Source organism: Paenibacillus sp. E194 (assembly GCF_000935845.1).
In the GTDB taxonomy this organism is placed as follows: domain Bacteria; phylum Bacillota; class Bacilli; order Paenibacillales; family Paenibacillaceae; genus Paenibacillus_B; species Paenibacillus_B alvei_B.
On sequence record NZ_JMDX01000045.1, the window covers coordinates 17,351 to 32,636 of the forward strand.

Annotated in this window: 16 protein-coding genes; 6 read left to right on the top strand and 10 right to left on the bottom strand. The window is 43.1% G+C overall.

What is annotated here, in order from left to right:
* Positions 1 to 7 precede the first annotated feature (7 nt).
* Complete coding sequence (locus AZ66_RS08755) at positions 8 to 2,392, bottom strand: polyprenyl synthetase family protein (RefSeq protein WP_044354490.1); 2,385 nt, start codon at positions 2,390 to 2,392, stop codon at positions 8 to 10.
* Between the two features lie 215 nt (positions 2,393 to 2,607).
* Positions 2,608 to 3,735, bottom strand: coding sequence for an NAD(P)/FAD-dependent oxidoreductase (locus tag AZ66_RS08760; RefSeq protein WP_044354491.1), 1,128 nt, complete (start codon positions 3,733 to 3,735; stop codon positions 2,608 to 2,610).
* A 321-nt stretch (positions 3,736 to 4,056) separates the two neighbouring features.
* Here AZ66_RS08760 and AZ66_RS08765 point away from each other — a divergent pair, with 321 nt between their 5' ends.
* The gene (locus AZ66_RS08765) at positions 4,057 to 4,854 is read left to right on the top strand and encodes a DUF2935 domain-containing protein (protein WP_021262826.1); all 798 of its coding nucleotides are present in this window, start codon (positions 4,057 to 4,059) and stop codon (positions 4,852 to 4,854) included.
* A 13-nt stretch (positions 4,855 to 4,867) separates the two neighbouring features.
* On the opposite strand, the gene AZ66_RS08770 is transcribed toward AZ66_RS08765, so the two are convergent.
* Both AZ66_RS08770 and AZ66_RS08775 read right to left on the bottom strand, forming a co-directional pair.
* Positions 4,868 to 5,887, bottom strand: coding sequence for a serine hydrolase domain-containing protein (locus AZ66_RS08770; protein ID WP_044354492.1), 1,020 nt, complete (start codon positions 5,885 to 5,887; stop codon positions 4,868 to 4,870).
* A gap of 73 nt (positions 5,888 to 5,960) precedes the next feature.
* The gene (locus AZ66_RS08775; RefSeq protein WP_044354493.1) at positions 5,961 to 6,785 is read right to left on the bottom strand and encodes a MerR family transcriptional regulator; all 825 of its coding nucleotides are present in this window, start codon (positions 6,783 to 6,785) and stop codon (positions 5,961 to 5,963) included.
* 218 nt (positions 6,786 to 7,003) lie between these two features.
* Between AZ66_RS08775 and AZ66_RS08780 the strand changes: the two genes are divergently transcribed.
* Positions 7,004 to 8,587 (top strand): flavocytochrome c, encoded by a 1,584-nt coding sequence (locus tag AZ66_RS08780; protein WP_269433066.1) that lies wholly within the window; start codon positions 7,004 to 7,006, stop codon positions 8,585 to 8,587.
* 171 nt (positions 8,588 to 8,758) lie between these two features.
* Here AZ66_RS08780 and AZ66_RS08785 read toward each other — a convergent pair whose 3' ends face one another.
* Both AZ66_RS08785 and AZ66_RS08790 read right to left on the bottom strand, forming a co-directional pair.
* On the bottom strand, positions 8,759 to 9,421 hold the full coding sequence (locus AZ66_RS08785; protein ID WP_044354494.1) for an NAD(P)H-binding protein: 663 nt from the start codon (positions 9,419 to 9,421) through the stop codon (positions 8,759 to 8,761).
* A 39-nt stretch (positions 9,422 to 9,460) separates the two neighbouring features.
* Positions 9,461 to 10,069, bottom strand: coding sequence for an HD domain-containing protein (locus AZ66_RS08790; RefSeq protein WP_044354495.1), 609 nt, complete (start codon positions 10,067 to 10,069; stop codon positions 9,461 to 9,463).
* A gap of 404 nt (positions 10,070 to 10,473) precedes the next feature.
* On the opposite strand from AZ66_RS08790, the gene AZ66_RS08795 reads away from it, so the two are divergent.
* Together AZ66_RS08795 and AZ66_RS08800 are read left to right on the top strand one after the other, a co-directional pair.
* Positions 10,474 to 10,788 carry a DUF1904 family protein gene (locus AZ66_RS08795; protein WP_044354496.1) on the top strand — a complete coding sequence of 105 codons (315 nt, stop codon included), beginning with the start codon at positions 10,474 to 10,476 and terminating at the stop codon, positions 10,786 to 10,788.
* A gap of 78 nt (positions 10,789 to 10,866) precedes the next feature.
* Entirely contained in the window at positions 10,867 to 11,052 is a 186-nt protein-coding gene (locus tag AZ66_RS08800) for a small acid-soluble spore protein H (protein WP_044354497.1), read from the top strand.
* A gap of 228 nt (positions 11,053 to 11,280) precedes the next feature.
* Here AZ66_RS08800 and AZ66_RS08805 read toward each other — a convergent pair whose 3' ends face one another.
* From AZ66_RS08805 to AZ66_RS08820, 4 genes are all read right to left on the bottom strand, one after another.
* A complete protein-coding gene (locus tag AZ66_RS08805) occupies positions 11,281 to 11,961 on the bottom strand; it encodes a class I SAM-dependent methyltransferase (protein ID WP_052648447.1) in 681 nt (226 codons plus the stop codon).
* 165 nt (positions 11,962 to 12,126) lie between these two features.
* Entirely contained in the window at positions 12,127 to 12,501 is a 375-nt protein-coding gene (locus tag AZ66_RS29700) for a GNAT family N-acetyltransferase (RefSeq protein WP_231586789.1), read from the bottom strand.
* Entirely contained in the window at positions 12,482 to 12,673 is a 192-nt protein-coding gene (locus AZ66_RS32480) for a hypothetical protein (RefSeq protein WP_044354498.1), read from the bottom strand. Before AZ66_RS32480 ends, AZ66_RS29700 begins: the two co-directional genes overlap by 20 nt.
* A gap of 276 nt (positions 12,674 to 12,949) precedes the next feature.
* Positions 12,950 to 13,216 (bottom strand): CD3324 family protein, encoded by a 267-nt coding sequence (locus tag AZ66_RS08820; protein WP_044354500.1) that lies wholly within the window; start codon positions 13,214 to 13,216, stop codon positions 12,950 to 12,952.
* A gap of 438 nt (positions 13,217 to 13,654) precedes the next feature.
* Here AZ66_RS08820 and AZ66_RS08825 point away from each other — a divergent pair, with 438 nt between their 5' ends.
* Complete coding sequence (locus AZ66_RS08825) at positions 13,655 to 14,104, top strand: MarR family winged helix-turn-helix transcriptional regulator (RefSeq protein WP_044354502.1); 450 nt, start codon at positions 13,655 to 13,657, stop codon at positions 14,102 to 14,104.
* Positions 14,105 to 14,165: 61 nt separating this feature from the next.
* Positions 14,166 to 15,236, top strand: coding sequence for an MFS transporter (locus tag AZ66_RS08830; RefSeq protein WP_044354503.1), 1,071 nt, complete (start codon positions 14,166 to 14,168; stop codon positions 15,234 to 15,236).
* Positions 15,237 to 15,286 lie beyond the last annotated feature (50 nt).

Genomic DNA, 15,286 nt, shown 5'->3' on the forward strand with positions numbered 1-15,286 from the left:
GTCCGAATTAGCGATCCCGGGTAACGAAATAATTCAATAGATGCTTCAAAAATGCATTATTTCGAGGAAATTTTTGCAACGCTTCTGCTGCAAGACAATAGTGCTCCCACATCATCTTTCTTGCCTCATTCACACCGAGGATGGACACAAAATTTGAGTTATTGTTCCCCGCATCCTGTCCTACCGGTTTCCCGAGCACGTATGAATCTCCTTCTTTATCAAGCAAGTCATCCTTAATTTGAAAGGCAATGCCTGCGTGATACGCGAACTTCTTGAGCAGCACAACCTCAGCTGCGGGAGCCTTGGCCAGAATTGCAGGCATGACCAGCGATGCCTCGAAGGCGACCCCTGTTTTGTAGAAGCAGATTGCATTCAATTGTTCTAACGTCAGCGGCATTCCTTTTGACTGCAAGTCCATCGCTTGGCCTCTGCACAATTCTTCTGTCTTGCACGCCGAATACCGAATTAAGTCCAGAACAGTAGCAGCATCGAATTTATCTAGTGATGATTGCTCTTGAATCGATCTCTGGATTAGCAATAGAGCCGTAAGTTCCGCAGTGGCACTATTATATACATGGTGCAGCGTCGGTCTTCCTCTGCGCGTATCTGCATTGTCTTGAGACGGAAGATCGTCGAAGATTAAGGAAGCCGTATGCATATATTCCAATGATCGAAGCAGCGGTAGGATGGCAGTTGGCTGCAGCCCATATTCGTTCACACCCATGACCCAAGTTAATATAGGGCGTAATCGTTTCCCGTCACCTGCGAGACTGTAATTGGCTGCGTCGAAGAGCGAATCTTCAATCGGAAGCGAGCTAGGCTTGTTGATGTGCAGTATGCTGTTAATCTCTTGTCGAATTGTCGCAATCGAAGCATGGAAGTGTTCCTTCTCCTTCCGATTGTTCGCGAGTTGGATAACGAGCTGATCGCGAAGCAGTTTATCGAAGAAATCCACGTTGTCCGCTTTCTGCACCATCTGTTGCACAAGAGAATGAAAGGCCGGTTCATTGAAGTCGAATATATCCATGATTTCTTCATACTTCGCTTCCCCTACCCGTTCTCTGCAGCGCTTCAAGCCATTGATTGCCCGATCCAATATGACCTCGCGCGTCGCAGCATCAGAATGATGGACATGATGGATAATATGGGAGATCACTGACCAGTACAATTCGAACGGATTAAGTAAATCAGGCCGTTGTTGATGATACTTCAAATAATACGTAAAGGGCGTTACGGCTCCGTCCTGCATATCGTCGAACATATCCGCGAAATCATCCGCCAGCTGATTATAGATTCCGTAATAGAATGTCCGGTGTTCGAACCCGGAATCCTCAGGTGCACGGATAACCGAACGGACGATTATGCGGGAAGATGATGATTTTAAGATGATTGGGATATAGAGCTCTTCATTCGTATAATTTGCATTTGCTAGATCCTTGACACGATCAATGTCCTGGGAATGAAAAAACACATAGGATTGTTCGAAAAAAGTGTTCTCAGACTGTGGATTTTGATAACCCTTAATATAGGTGAACGCCTCGCACAGCTCAGAGTGGATAAATTGGAACATATCTGTGTGCTTTCCCGTCCACGTTCCGAGCTCCGGAACGATTCCAGTAATCAATGCCTCTCGAATCATATGTGAATATTGTACTTGTTCCTCTGCCGATAATGCTCCAGAATCCAGAAGATCGTCAATGAACGGATAGGTCAAACCATAGCTATATCCCAGTCTGATTGCATCACCGAGCAGCTTAGCGCGGTCTGCTGGGGGCGCATTATCATCTATCTCTTCCTTCATATTCAGAACTACCCCGAGAATGATCTTAATCAGCTTGCGCTGGGCATGCTCTGCATTCATCTCTTTCGGAATATGAGAGGATACAGCACTTAGCTTGTTGATGACCCAAATGACGTCTTCTTCAATCCCCTCCTTCTGGGCCCATCGATACAATCCCGATAAGCTCATCAATTCTGGAGGATGATTCAGGCCCCTTGTTTCCTGAGAGGAAATAATCTGTTGCTTGATATCGGCAGCGAGGCGTTTCACTCGAGCGCGTATGTCAGGAGAATCTAGTGGCTTGCCCAGATCTCTCATGTACATGTAGGATACGCTTCGATCCAAGTAATCATCTAGCTTGCCAGTTTGATTCAACCATTGAATATACCTGTTGTACTCTTTCGTAGTTGGCCTTTTCCTAGTTTTCGAAATAAGAGAAAGCCATGAATAACGAGGAAGATGACCCTTCTTCCATAAACGAAAATCCTCTGTTAACTTAGTCACGTAAGTCTTCGTAGCTGTCTGTTCATACAACGCTGCAAAATATTGCGCTGCTCGCTGTTCAGCATGCCGGTATGCGGTATGGGCATGATCGATAAGTGCTTCATTCATCAGGTGTCTTCCCTCGACTTCGATAAGATTGTTCGTTGTGCATGCGTCAACTCGTCAACATTTATTATCATTATACGTACAAGAATATTTTGGGTTACGTATTTTACGCGGACTACTTCTCAACACGAAAAAGCTGCCTTCGCAGACGAAGGCAGCTACAGAGATAGGTGTACTTGGTATCATGATTATATCCATTGATTGTTAGCTTGTAAGCATTAGACCGATTCAATTGCATTTCGAATATCATAGTCAGTCGGATCGATATCGAGCTCCATATTCAGTGCCATTTTGGCAAGTTGGCTACCCAAATAAGGACCTGCCGTCAATCCAGATGATCCTAGCCCATTGGCTGCAATGAGCCCATCCCAGCCGGGAATAGCGCCAATAACGGGGAGGAAGCCAGGTGTGAATGGGCGGAATCCGACTCTAATCTCCTCCATTGTGCTGTCCGCCAACTGTGGTGCCAAGTGCAATCCTTTATTCAGAACCTCTTGTACTCCCCCTGCTGTAACTCTCGTATCATAACCATCGACATCATTTTCATGTGTGGCTCCAATCACGATCTTCTGTTGGTCAAAGGTAAGCAAATATTGATCAGAAGGCGGAATAATTAATGGCCAGCTGCCAGTGTCGTGTTCCCCTTGAACTCGCAAGTGCATGATTTGCGCCTTCTGATATCCTACCTGAAAGTCAAGTCCTAATGGCTGAAAAAGCGGATTGGCCCATGCTCCTGCACATACGATTACAAGCTCAGATGTGTAGCTATGTTCACCTACGGTTACACCTGTAACACGATTCGACTCATATTGAAGCATGGCATCTCCATTTATGAAGACAGCACCATTTCTTTGAGCGGATCGGAGCAGAGCATCACGAAGCGCACGACCGTCTACTCGAGCGGCACCGCTTATATGTACGGATTGATAGCCCTCAGCCAACAGAGGAAATCGTTCCTGTGTCGCTGCTTCATCAAGCTGTTGAATCTCCCCGATTTCTGGTGCATCTTCTTTACGCGCGTATGCGCGCTCTTCCATTTTGTTGAGCTTCTCAACATCTTCATGTATACAGAGAGCTCCCACTTGCGCATAACCCGTATCCGTCTCCCCTTCGTTCTGGAGTTCCTGGATTAACTGTGGATAGAAATGGGCTCCGGCCTTCGCTAATCGGTACCAAGCTTTATTGCGTCGCTGTGACAGCCATGGACATATAATCCCTGCTGCAGCGTTTGTAGCTTGTCCTTGATCCTTGCGGTCTACAATAAGGACATCCGCTCCGAACTTAGCCAACTGGTAAGCGGTCGATGCCCCAAGAATTCCTGCTCCTACAACGATGACTTTTTTCATACTTGATTTCCTTTCCTCACTTCCTGAGTCTATTATAACGAACTTTTCCTGAAAGGATAACATTAGCGATAGGTTCCAGTTTCTGTTTTAGGCGAAGAACCACATCCTGTGCTCTAAGTTCAACAAAAAGAAGAGCTTGATGGTTCAAGCTCTTCTTGGTACTTCAGCTCATTTCTTGTTTATTTACATACATGTTCATTCAATACCTGCAAATTAATACTTGCGCTAATATTCATTTCCTATGTTTGAATTATTACATATTCTGAAAGCCAGAGAATACGATGAACTAAAGACATTGTTGACCCATTGGAGGTGTGCCTTATGTCGAACTTATTTGTCTCGCGCTCGCTAGACGAAATACGTTTTTGGTCGCGCATTATGAAGGAACATTCCCTGTTTTTAAAGTTAGGATTTAGATGTGAGGATACACAGCTTATCAATGAAGCGAACCAGTTCTATTCCTTATTTGAGCAGATAGAAAATCAATCGCATGCTTATAAGGAAGATACAGATCCACAACAAATTGTTCGTTTTAACACAGAAGTGCGTAACGCAGCGGCGTACATCTGGGCCTTCAAACGCAAAATACTCGGCTTTGTGCTCACTTGCCAAATGCCAGGCGCGAATAACTTCCCCTTACTTATTGATCATACGAGCAGGGAAGCCAACTATTTCAGAAATCGTATGGAACAGCTGAACAGTGGTCAGTTGGATCCGCTCCCCGATGCAATCATTAATGAAAATGTATTCTTCTTGAAAATCATGGCCGATCATGCGAAGTTTATTGGGCATTTGCTTGATCCATCTGAACGCCAATTAGTTGAGCAAGCCCGCAATTTTAGTCATGACTTTGACCAGCTTCTCTATCAAGCGATTGATTTAGATCACATGCGACCACAATCGCAGACGAAGCCGCTATTGGAACAATTTCTGGATCAGAACCGCGTCTCGGTAACTTCCCTGCGTGATTTCAAAAAGACGGCGAGAGACTTGATCGATGCATGTAAAATCAAGAGCATTATTCATCCATTGCTAGCCGACCATGTATTTCGTGAAGCTGAACGATTCCTTGAAATCATTGATATGTTCGAGAATAGCTTGGAGAATGTGAAACCGTAAGTTTCAAACTTACTTAGTCTATTACTGCAGAGATAATCTTCTTCATCAGTGGCCATCTATCCCGAGGATTCGTGATGAATTCAGATGCAATGCCGATGACTAGATCTTGATCTGGAACGCAGCAAATAACGTTGCCGCCATCGCCTAGTGCCATGTAAGCAAGGATCCCATCCTCTTCACGCAGCCACCATAGATAACCGTAATGATTGAGGTTCATCGCTATTGATTCATCAATCCATGAGCTTGATATGATTTGATGATTGTCCCACATGCCACGCTTCAAATACAGAACACCGAACCGAGCCATATCACGGGGACTTAATGTAAGTCCCCACCCTCCTGTAGAGTTGCCATCCGGGTCTTTCACCCACCCTATTACCTTCTTCCCGAATAAATGCTCAAAGTCATATTCCTTCATTTCAAAATCAGGAATTATGCTCATGCCGATGGGTGCAAATAATCGTTCGTTGGCAAACGATTGGGCACTCTGTCCTGTGCTGCGTGTAATGATGGCCGATAGTAAATGTGCCCCTGCCGTTGAATATTTAAAAGCTCCAATACTTCCGTTATGCCCTAACATATCCAGCGTATAAATCGTCCAGTTAGACTGCATACACATCTTATCTAGCGGCTCCCGCCAGTCCTCAAATGTATAAGGAGCCGTCATCGTGAGAAGATGACGAAGGGTGATTTCTCGCTTCTGACTGTCACCCGTATCAGGCACATATTCAGGGAAGAAATCGATAACCCTCTGGTCTATATGTTGAATGTAGCCTGCATCTATAGCAATTCCTATCAGCGTGGAGAGCACACTTTTCGTTACCGAGGCTACATGGTGCGTATCGTCTGGGCCGAAGCTATTGAAATACCTTTCGTAAGCAATGAATCCATGTCTCGCAATGACAATCCCGTTTAAATTGCTATACTCTGATATTATGATAGGTTCAAGCGTTGATAACGTATTAGCATCCATTCCTAAGACAGATGGGACTTCAACTTGCCACTCTGTAGTTGTTATGTCATTTCTATTCATATCGCAACTCCTTCAAGAGCACTATCCTCGTTAATTTGTTTAATCACATTAAGTATGATGACAGATTCAGATTCTATCTTTTCTTGACAGGAAAATACACCTCGGTAACCATTGCCTCAGGCTCAGCGGTTTGATTTGGATCAGTTACATAGACTTCATAGGGGGAGTTCACTAGTGCATAACCTTCTTTTTCTACCCACTCCCTTAACTTGGCATATACCGAAGTTAACTCCGCATATGGCCCCCTCACGACAGACTTTGCGCATAGTCCTTCCGGCAAATCTCTTGACCCCTTAACCGCTTCCTGAATCGGAATAGCAAACTCTGTATCGTTGCCCGCGGGGTTGTATTCTGGACTGTGATAAATCGTCATTGGTGTGCCCGTCATTGTGAGATGATCGGCGGCAATTTTTTCATAGAGCAAGCCAAAATACTTGCCATATCCTGCAGCGTAGTCATCGCTGCTCATCATCCGACGCATATACAAAATATTCATAGGCTGAGTCTCAACAAGCTGCACTTCAATATGATCAAGGTACGACATGATCGATACGCCCTCATCTAAATTTGAAATATCATGATTCATTTGTGCAAGCGTGAGTTTTAATGCTTGGATTTTGAGTTGCAATTCCTCTCGCTTGCGGTTCAGGGAATCGCATAACTTTTCTTCTGAATCATTCTCCTCCCACACGAGCATGTCTTTAATCTCCTCCAGTGGGAAGTGATAAGATTTCAAACGGTTAATGAAAAGCATTTTTGAAAGCTGCTTAATAGAATAATACCGATATCCGTTTTCAGGATTAATCTCACTAGGATTAATTAATCCGATTTCACCATAATATCGAAGCGTTTTGGTCGATACTCCGCATATTTTCGAGAATTCTCCAATTGATAACAAGAAATAACCTCCATTCTTTATCTTTTATCCAGTCATCAGTATGGATTGTATATCGTTCTTTGTTCAACTCCACTGTACCTCTTCCCCTAAGGGCAAAGTCAACTCCTATCGTGCATGTCTCCCCATCTTCGTTACGGATGTTCATAAATAATATAAAGCTGAAAATGACATGCTAAATATGATAAAACGCTTAGTTCGATATAGGGTGTCTCATCCAAGTGACAAGAACAGATTCCATCGTGGAGGATTGCGCATCATGCAAAAAAAAATCAACCATCGTCATGATTCTCTTGCTCTCTATGCTGCTTATGATTTCAGGCTGTGGGAATGCAAGCAAGAAGCCCGAGACAAATGCGGGCGAGAACGAAAATGTACAAGAAGAGAAGGATAAGGGGAAAAAAGATGCCACATCAGGTGCTTCAGTGGCGAAGTATACCCCGCTTGAGGAATTGAAGGATAGCTACGATATCGTCATCGTTGGCGCGGGCGGTGCTGGCATGACTGCCGCGCTTGAGGCGAAGGCGGCGGGAATGAATCCCGTCATTCTTGAGAAAATGCCGGTTGCAGGCGGCAATACAAGCAAAGCATCATCGGGTATGAATGCATCAGAAACGAAGTTCCAGAAGGAACAAGGCATCTCGGATAAAAATGACTTATTTTATGAAGAGACGCTCAAAGGCGGACATAACACGAACAATAAGGACATGCTCCACTTCTTCGTAGACAATTCGGCCAAAGCAATCGATTGGCTTGATTCTATCGGGATCACACTTAACAATATAACCATTACCGGGGGCATGAGCGAGAAGCGGACGCACCGTCCCAAAGACGGTTCAGCCGTGGGCCAATATCTCGTGACTGGATTGCTTAAAAATGTCCAAGAAAAAGGCATCCCGGTATTTGTAAATGCGGATGTTAAAGAAATTACAAGTTCAAATGGCAAAGCAACCGGAGTGAAGGTGGGATTCAGCCAGCATGGAGAAAAAACGATTGCAGCAAAGTCGGTCGTCATAACAGCTGGTGGTTTTGGAGCCAACATGAATCGCATTGCTGAAGTTCGTCCTGACCTGAAAGGCTATGTCACAACGAACCAACCGGGAAGCACAGGCGATGGCATCTCTATGGTTGAGAAAATGGGCGGAACTACGGTTGATTTGAAGCAAATTCAGGTGCATCCTACCGTACAGCAGGAAAACTCCTACCTCATTGGTGAAGTTGTGCGCGGCGAAGGTGCGATTCTCGTTACGAGCAAAGGGAAGCGATTCGTTAACGAGATGGCTGCCCGAGACAGTGTAACGGCTGCGATTACAAAGCTGCCAGAGAAAAACGCGTTCCTTATATTTGACGCGGGTGTCCGCTCACGAGCAAAAGCCATCGAACAGTACGAAAAGATGGGCTTTGTCAAAACAAAAGACTCGATCAAGGCGCTGGCAGAAGAAATTAAGGTACCGGCTGAAGAGCTGCAAAAAACGCTCGATACGTGGAACAGTGCGGTGAAAAATAAGAAAGACGCGGAGTTCGACAGAAAAACGGGGATGGATCATGAATTGTCAGCTGCCCCATTCTATGCGATCAAAATCGGCCCAGGGATTCACTACACCATGGGTGGCGTAAAAATCAACACGAATACAGAAGTGCTGGACAAGGACGGCAAGCCTATCCCAGGACTGTACGCTGCAGGTGAAGTGACAGGCGGATTGCATGGCGAGAATCGAATCGGAGGTAACTCCGTTGCGGAGATCATTATCTTCGGTCGTCAAGCGGGTACGAAATCCGCTGAATATGCTAAATCGATCAAGTAAGTAATTAAGCTTTTGAGTGGAAGAAGCAATATAGCTTTCCAAGAATTGAACACACAAAATGACCCCACCAACGCATTGGCGTACTGGGGTCATTATCATTTTTAGATGATGTGTATCTGTATCCCATTAAAATAGCTTATATCCTTAGTCCCCCGGAGTTATGTGACGTATTCATTTTGCCGCGCTCTTTATTTGATTCGGTGTGTAGATAGCAACCCCTGTGCGAGCTTGATTCGCAACCTGGATCATCGCTTGCGCTACGATTTTCGCTTCAATTGCCAATCGGCTAGAAATTGGTCGTCTGAACAATGCGGACATGACGCCTGCTGTCTTGACGGCCAGATTCTCTGCAAATCTGAATTCAGTACGTTCTCCTAACAACAGCGATGGCCGGAAGATAGACAAGGCTTCGTAAGAAATGCTTTGTAGGTTAAGCTCAAGCTGCGCTTTCATTTTGGAATAAGCAAATGGCGAATGGATATTCGCATTCATTGAACTGACAACAAGAAAGTGGCGTGCTCCCTTTGATTTGGCCAGCTTGGCGATGGAGAACGGATAGTCGACATCGATTCTGTGCATCGCTTCTCTCGTCTTCGCCTTCTTTATCGTTGTCCCGAGACTACAGAAGACGTCATCCGCAACCAACTGATCTTGAATCTCTTTAAGCCGATCAAATTCACATACAATTTCCTTCAGCTTCGGATGTTCCAATCCAAGCGGTCTTCTTACAATCGCAGTAACTTGATCATAGGAGTCCGATTGTAATAGAAGAGGCAGCAATTCACTTCCAATTAACCCACTCGCTCCAGCAAGCAGTGCTTTTTTTTCTTTCAAATCGGTCCCCCCTTATCGTGGCTATTCCTTTCGTTTTCTTTACAATGTCTTTCGATTCCTCCTATTGTCTACATCAATACCTGCACGTCGTAATTTATTCTCTGCTTCCTCTTCAATGAGTTCTTTCAACTGGGACAATACAGGGCTAAAGTCGGTATGCTTCCCCATCATAAAGCTCATCTCGTATTCGATTTCAATCCATGTGCTTATATCCGCCTCATTGTGTTGGATTTGAGCCTCTAGTTTATCCAAAGCATTTGCAACCTTGGCTTCATACGTTTGCTTATGTTCAAATTCGATCCACAGGTCATATACGTCTCGCCCTAGATCCCCTTTCAATGTTTCCCGAATTCGTTGTATGGCCTTCATTTCATTCTGAGCCTTTTGCTCTCGCAATTGTTCGTTGTTCATTGTATCGAATGCAGGAATATCTTTTGCTTCTGCTTCCACTAAATCATGAATAATGATCATTTTCAGCATTTTGGCGGTATCGATTTCTTGATCTAAATACGGCTCAATCAGCATGGCCATGAGCGATACTCTCCACGTGTGCTCCGCCACGCTCTCCTGTCTGCCGTTCGACAGCCAGCTGTGCCGCAGTTCAGACTTTAACTTCTCACCAAGATTAACCACGTTAAGTACATTCATCAATTGAGTCCTCATCGATTGTCTCTCCATCATTTCTTCGCTCCCGTTGCGTCATTGTCTTCTCTGTCTTATGCTATGAATCTCTTAAGTGTAATAAAAAGATCCTGTTTGTTCAAACAGGATCGAAGCGAATCATGTTTATTTGTTAATAGGATTAAATAAATGAGCCTTTACTCTATCCACTTCTTCTGGTGAGCGATGCATCGAGACGCATTCATTGACATCGAATTTATTGCCATCCAGATCGTAAAACACAAAGTTGATTCCGCAACTGCCGCGATCGATTCACAACCTGCTGCAGAAATAAGGATTGTGCATCGTTTCGATACAAGGGAATTGACTTTTCCATCGATTTGCGCCTAAAATCACAATATTGAACATTAGAACAGATTGAAGGGAATTATATGCCATACATTCGATTTAAAGCTTTTCCAGATGCCTTCGTGGAAGAGATCGCACCAGACATAGTAGAGGAATTTTCCTCGATTGTTCTCGTGGAGCAGGAGAAGGTCAAGATTGAAGTACTGAACGTTCATATTATTACGAACACTCCACTTTCGGTCGAAATTATGATGTTCCAACGGGACAAAGAAACGCATGACGCCGTTGCCGCCAGCATCGACCAAATGTTGCAAGAGCGAGGATATCCAGGCGTTCATATTTTCTTCATCATCCTCGATCCGCACTATTATTATAAAGAAGGCAAGCCATTGAGATGATGATGAGCTTCATTCCGATTAATTTCCATTTCATTTACACACACTAGTGTATAGATGATGATTGCAGGAGGTATCGGCATGAACACACAACGCGCGCAAGAGATCGCAGGCTCTCCAATGCTGGCTAACGTAACCTACAACGGAAGACAAGTCTATATTCAGCATGTAGATTCCGACAACGAATCGGCTCGAATTTACCCACTTGACGATCCAGAACAGGAGCAAGAGGTTCCGCTCGCAAACTTGATTGAGCATCTGGGTTAAATGGAATTCGACGGATTGCCAGCTGCATGACAAAAAGTGCCTTCGTCAAGAGGGCACTTTTTTCATGTTGGTTCAATACGTTTCTATCGCAAATAAGAATAAAGAATGCATTTTGTAAAGCCAATCAAGGGATAGCGTCAGGAAAATGTAAGACGGCAATGAATAACCATAGATTTACTATCTTTAGTAAAAGAATCCTTTTTCCAAGAACCATACATGGAAATTAACTCAAAGTCCGTGTTCAGAAAGCAGTCTTTGTATTTCCATCGGGTATGTGTAACGTAAAGAAATCGAATCTTCCTTGATAGTATTCATATTATTCACGATGGTATTTTGAATTGTAGTGCAATGCATAACTTGAGTCTGATGATTGTAAACATCACGATGTTTCTCAACCACCAATTGATTATTGGCATTGGTATAAGTTTTTTCTTCTTCATCAATTACTGCTAATTCCTCTAGTATTGGATTACGAGTATCAAAGATGAACTCACCGTTTGGCATTAAATGAGATTTAACTGATTTTAACAAAGCACTCTGGCTTTCATTTGTTAAAAAATGCTGAAAGGAGTTCCCTACCATAAAAATAAATGGTGATTTGATTGGCAGATCTAATTGGGTACAGTCTTGTTTTGAGAAGTGAATATTTACATAGGATGCTTTTGCTTTCTCAATGGCTAAATTAAGCATTCCTTGATGAATATCAACCCCATACATTGCATATCCTCTTTTTGCCAATGGAATCGTTAATCTTCCTGTACCACATGCTAATTCAATAATCGGGTGTGTTGTCTTTTCCACACACTCCTGAATAAAATCTAAATCTTCTTTGTAATTATTATACAAATCATCATAATGTAGAGGATCCGCATACTTTTCTAAATTCCCCTCAAAAATATCGAATGTCATCCGTACTCTCCCTAATTCAATTTTCTATCTTTACATATCACGCTATAAAACACCATTTCTGGCAGCATAAAACCCTCCATTGTTTTGTTAAAGGAGCGTTTGTGTAATAAAGGATTTTTATCTGCGAGAATAGAGGATTTTAATGTGAAAAAAGATTAGTTCAACTTATATAGATGTGTTCGCTTCTTGTATGTACTCGGTATCGAGTATCGCATAAAAATATTGGTCAACCCATTGGCCCTTCCACATTAATTCTTTTTTGAAAGTCCCTTCCCTTTTCATTCCTAACTTCTCCATCAAATTCATGGATTTCACATTGTGACAATTACACATGCCTACGACTTTATGAGCTCGTAATTGATGGAATGTGAATTCAAGTAATAGATTCATCGCTTCGTACCCATAGCCCTGCCCTATGAATTCCGGAATAATTGCATATCCGACTTCCCAGCTTTTTCGGTATTCGGAGTAACTACATATTTGAGCTAAGCCAACTGGATTTTCCTTTCCATCAACTTCATTAGTTATGACAAAAATCATATTGGGATGTTGAATTCATCTGTTCAAGATACTTGTTCCTAACTTTCTCTTTATCAGATTCAACTTGTTCTTCATACAACCAGATACCGGTGTTCGTCTCAAGTCCACAAATAAAATCTAAGTCATCTGCAGTAACCCTTGAAAGACGAACACGCTTTCCATCTATCTTCATTTGAACCCTCTCCGTTTCTATGAATCTGCATCAATTCCCGATCACATTTGGGTAGGCGAACCTAATGGTAATATAGTCGACCAATGCCTGCGTAGAGCTTTTCGCGGAATTATTATCCGTGTCGATAATCAGGTCTGGCTGCTCGCATGTGCAGCTGAATTTAATTTTATCAACCTGCCCGGAGAGATGTTAGACAGCAAACAAATCTAAATCGTTCTTTGCACAGAAAAAGCCACGTCAGACGGGAATCTGATGTGGCTTGCGCATTGTATTCATCTATTTTAACTTGGCATACACGATTTTCTTAATACTGTCATAAGACAGGAAATATTGCTCCATAAGCTGCTCGATTGTTGCGCCTTCGGCAAATCTGTTACGAATCTCATGATTTCGGAAGGCCAGCAGCTTCCTGCTTCCGGTTTTTGTACCCCATGCCCTGCGTTCTTCCTCGCGTTTCGGAATGTACAGCATGACACCGTTCGTATATTTCTGTACTTCCTTTAGCAGTTCTTTTGGTAAAATGTCCGCGTTGACATATTTCATGATAACTCTACCCCTTATATTAGTTAGATAGTAAGGTGGCAAAGTCTCAATATAAACATATCTCACCGTCACGGATGAAGGCGGTTCAAGCACGCTTGGCTCTATACAAACAACCGCCGTTGTTTATAGGTAAGACTTTGCACAGAGCAATGTATCGAACTTGTTTATCAACATGTTTTAGCCTCCTCATCTGTAGTAACGAAATCAGTATAGCATGAATTGATTTCCATAAAAACCTCAATCGTATGCTGGAATCACCAACTTACTCTATCAATCGACGTTTAACCTCATCCATTGTCCCCATTAATGAATTGACAATAGCATATTCCATCTATATAGTTAAGTAAACTTAACTAAACTAAAATGTACTTATCCTATGAAACTGAATTGATTCTGGTTGAGGATGAAGTGAATACTACCGCTATGGAGGGAATTGATATGATTGCGGAATACCGAAGAGTTATGAACGAGCTCAATGATGCTTTTCAAGATTATTACACGGTCTATAACAAGGGAGCAAAACAAATAGATGATTATCAATTAACGGTGCAACAAGAAAATACGATGCTGTTTATTATGCGTAATGAGCGGACGACTGCTCATGAGATTGCATCAGCCTTTTCGATTTCCAAAAGCGCGGTTAGTCAGGTGTTGTCAAAATTGGAGGCTGGACACTTTATTATCCGTGAGAGCAATCCAGATAATCTGCGCGAATCCTTTATTCTTCTTGGAGAGGAAGGAACAAAATATGCGGAGCTCATTAACAAAGCGGATGAGACGATTGTGCAAAAGTTCTCTGCTCATATTAAGCTTGAGGAGTTGGAACAGATGCTTCGTACAGTCAAGAAGATCAACCGAGTAATAACGGGGTCTGAGGAAGAACAATAACGGCTATCGAAACCTGATCACACTACGGGAAAGATAGAAAATTGAATAAGTGAGGAATAGCATGAGTACAGTCACAAAAGAAAAAATGTCATTAGCACTCGTATTGTTTAATTTATTTATTGCTTACGTCGGTATTGGTCTTGCTGTACCTGTCATGCCTTCCATTGCGAAGGAGATGCACTTAAGCGGACAAATGGTCGGATATATGATTTCGGCTTTTGCTTTTGCTCAGCTGCTTGCCTCCCCATTTACAGGGGCTTGGGTAGAGACACTGGGGAGAAAGAAAATGATCGTATTTGGGTTATGTCTATTTTCATTTTCAGAGATCTTGTTCGGAATTGGAACGCAAGCTTGGGTTCTATTTGCATCGCGAATATTAGGCGGTATTAGTGATGCATTCATTATGCCAGCCGTTATTACGTATGCGGCAGCCTTTGCATTCATCGCAGCAATCTTCTCCATCTTCCTGCTGCAAGAATCGCTATCTCAGGAGCAAATGGAGAAAAACCGTGCACAACATATTCGCGTCAACTTCTTTGCTGAAATGAAGAAATCAGTGCAGTCCGTCTATTTTGTACCGTTTCTCATCGTGTTTGTGCTCGCGTTTGGATTGGCAGCATACGAAATGATGTTCAGCCTGTTCGTTGACGCGAAGTTTGGATTTACGGCCAAAGATATTGCATTCATTATTACGATCGGCTCAATTCTAGGAGTTGTTGCGCAAATTCTGTTCTTTGAGAAGATGGTGGCGAAATTTGGGGAGAAAAATATTATTCACGCTTCCCTCGTTGTAGCGGCATTATTCATCATAGCCACGGTATTCGTAAGCAGTTACTTAGCCATTATGGTTGTGACGAGCATTGTCTTCTTCGCTTGTGATATTCTTCGTCCAGCCGTCACTTCCTTACTCTCGAAAATGGCTGGAGAAAATCAAGGCTTTGTCGCAGGAATGAACTCTACTTATACAAGCCTAGGTATCATTGCTGGGCCGGCCATAGGCGGCTTCTTATTCGACCTGAACATTAATGCGCCATACATGTTCGCAGCAGTAATCCTGCTTGCCGCACTTGTGATGTCAACCTTATGGAATCGCAAATCGCATATGAATCTGAATGGACAAAGCAATGATTAATCGAAAAAAGACGGCGGTATACGTACCGCCGTCTTTCAGATTGTTGAGAA

Excerpts from the sequence above, each read along its gene's own strand:
- AZ66_RS08755 (WP_044354490.1), bottom strand. The coding sequence starts at position 2,392 with ATGAATGAAGCACTTATCGATCATGCCCATACCGCATACCGGCATGCT.
- AZ66_RS08760 (WP_044354491.1), bottom strand. The coding sequence starts at position 3,735 with ATGAAAAAAGTCATCGTTGTAGGAGCAGGAATTCTTGGGGCATCGACC.
- AZ66_RS08765 (WP_021262826.1), top strand. The coding sequence starts at position 4,057 with ATGTCGAACTTATTTGTCTCGCGCTCGCTAGACGAAATACGTTTTTGG.
- AZ66_RS08770 (WP_044354492.1), bottom strand. The coding sequence starts at position 5,887 with ATGAATAGAAATGACATAACAACTACAGAGTGGCAAGTTGAAGTCCCA.
- AZ66_RS08790 (WP_044354495.1), bottom strand. The coding sequence starts at position 10,069 with ATGAATGTACTTAACGTGGTTAATCTTGGTGAGAAGTTAAAGTCTGAA.
- AZ66_RS08795 (WP_044354496.1), top strand. The coding sequence starts at position 10,474 with ATGCCATACATTCGATTTAAAGCTTTTCCAGATGCCTTCGTGGAAGAG.
- AZ66_RS08800 (WP_044354497.1), top strand. The coding sequence starts at position 10,867 with ATGAACACACAACGCGCGCAAGAGATCGCAGGCTCTCCAATGCTGGCT.
- AZ66_RS08805 (WP_052648447.1), bottom strand. The coding sequence starts at position 11,961 with ATGACATTCGATATTTTTGAGGGGAATTTAGAAAAGTATGCGGATCCT.
- AZ66_RS29700 (WP_231586789.1), bottom strand. The coding sequence starts at position 12,501 with ATGATTTTTGTCATAACTAATGAAGTTGATGGAAAGGAAAATCCAGTT.
- AZ66_RS32480 (WP_044354498.1), bottom strand. The coding sequence starts at position 12,673 with ATGAAGATAGATGGAAAGCGTGTTCGTCTTTCAAGGGTTACTGCAGAT.
- AZ66_RS08820 (WP_044354500.1), bottom strand. The coding sequence starts at position 13,216 with ATGAAATATGTCAACGCGGACATTTTACCAAAAGAACTGCTAAAGGAA.
- AZ66_RS08825 (WP_044354502.1), top strand. The coding sequence starts at position 13,655 with ATGATTGCGGAATACCGAAGAGTTATGAACGAGCTCAATGATGCTTTT.
- AZ66_RS08830 (WP_044354503.1), top strand. The coding sequence starts at position 14,166 with ATGAGTACAGTCACAAAAGAAAAAATGTCATTAGCACTCGTATTGTTT.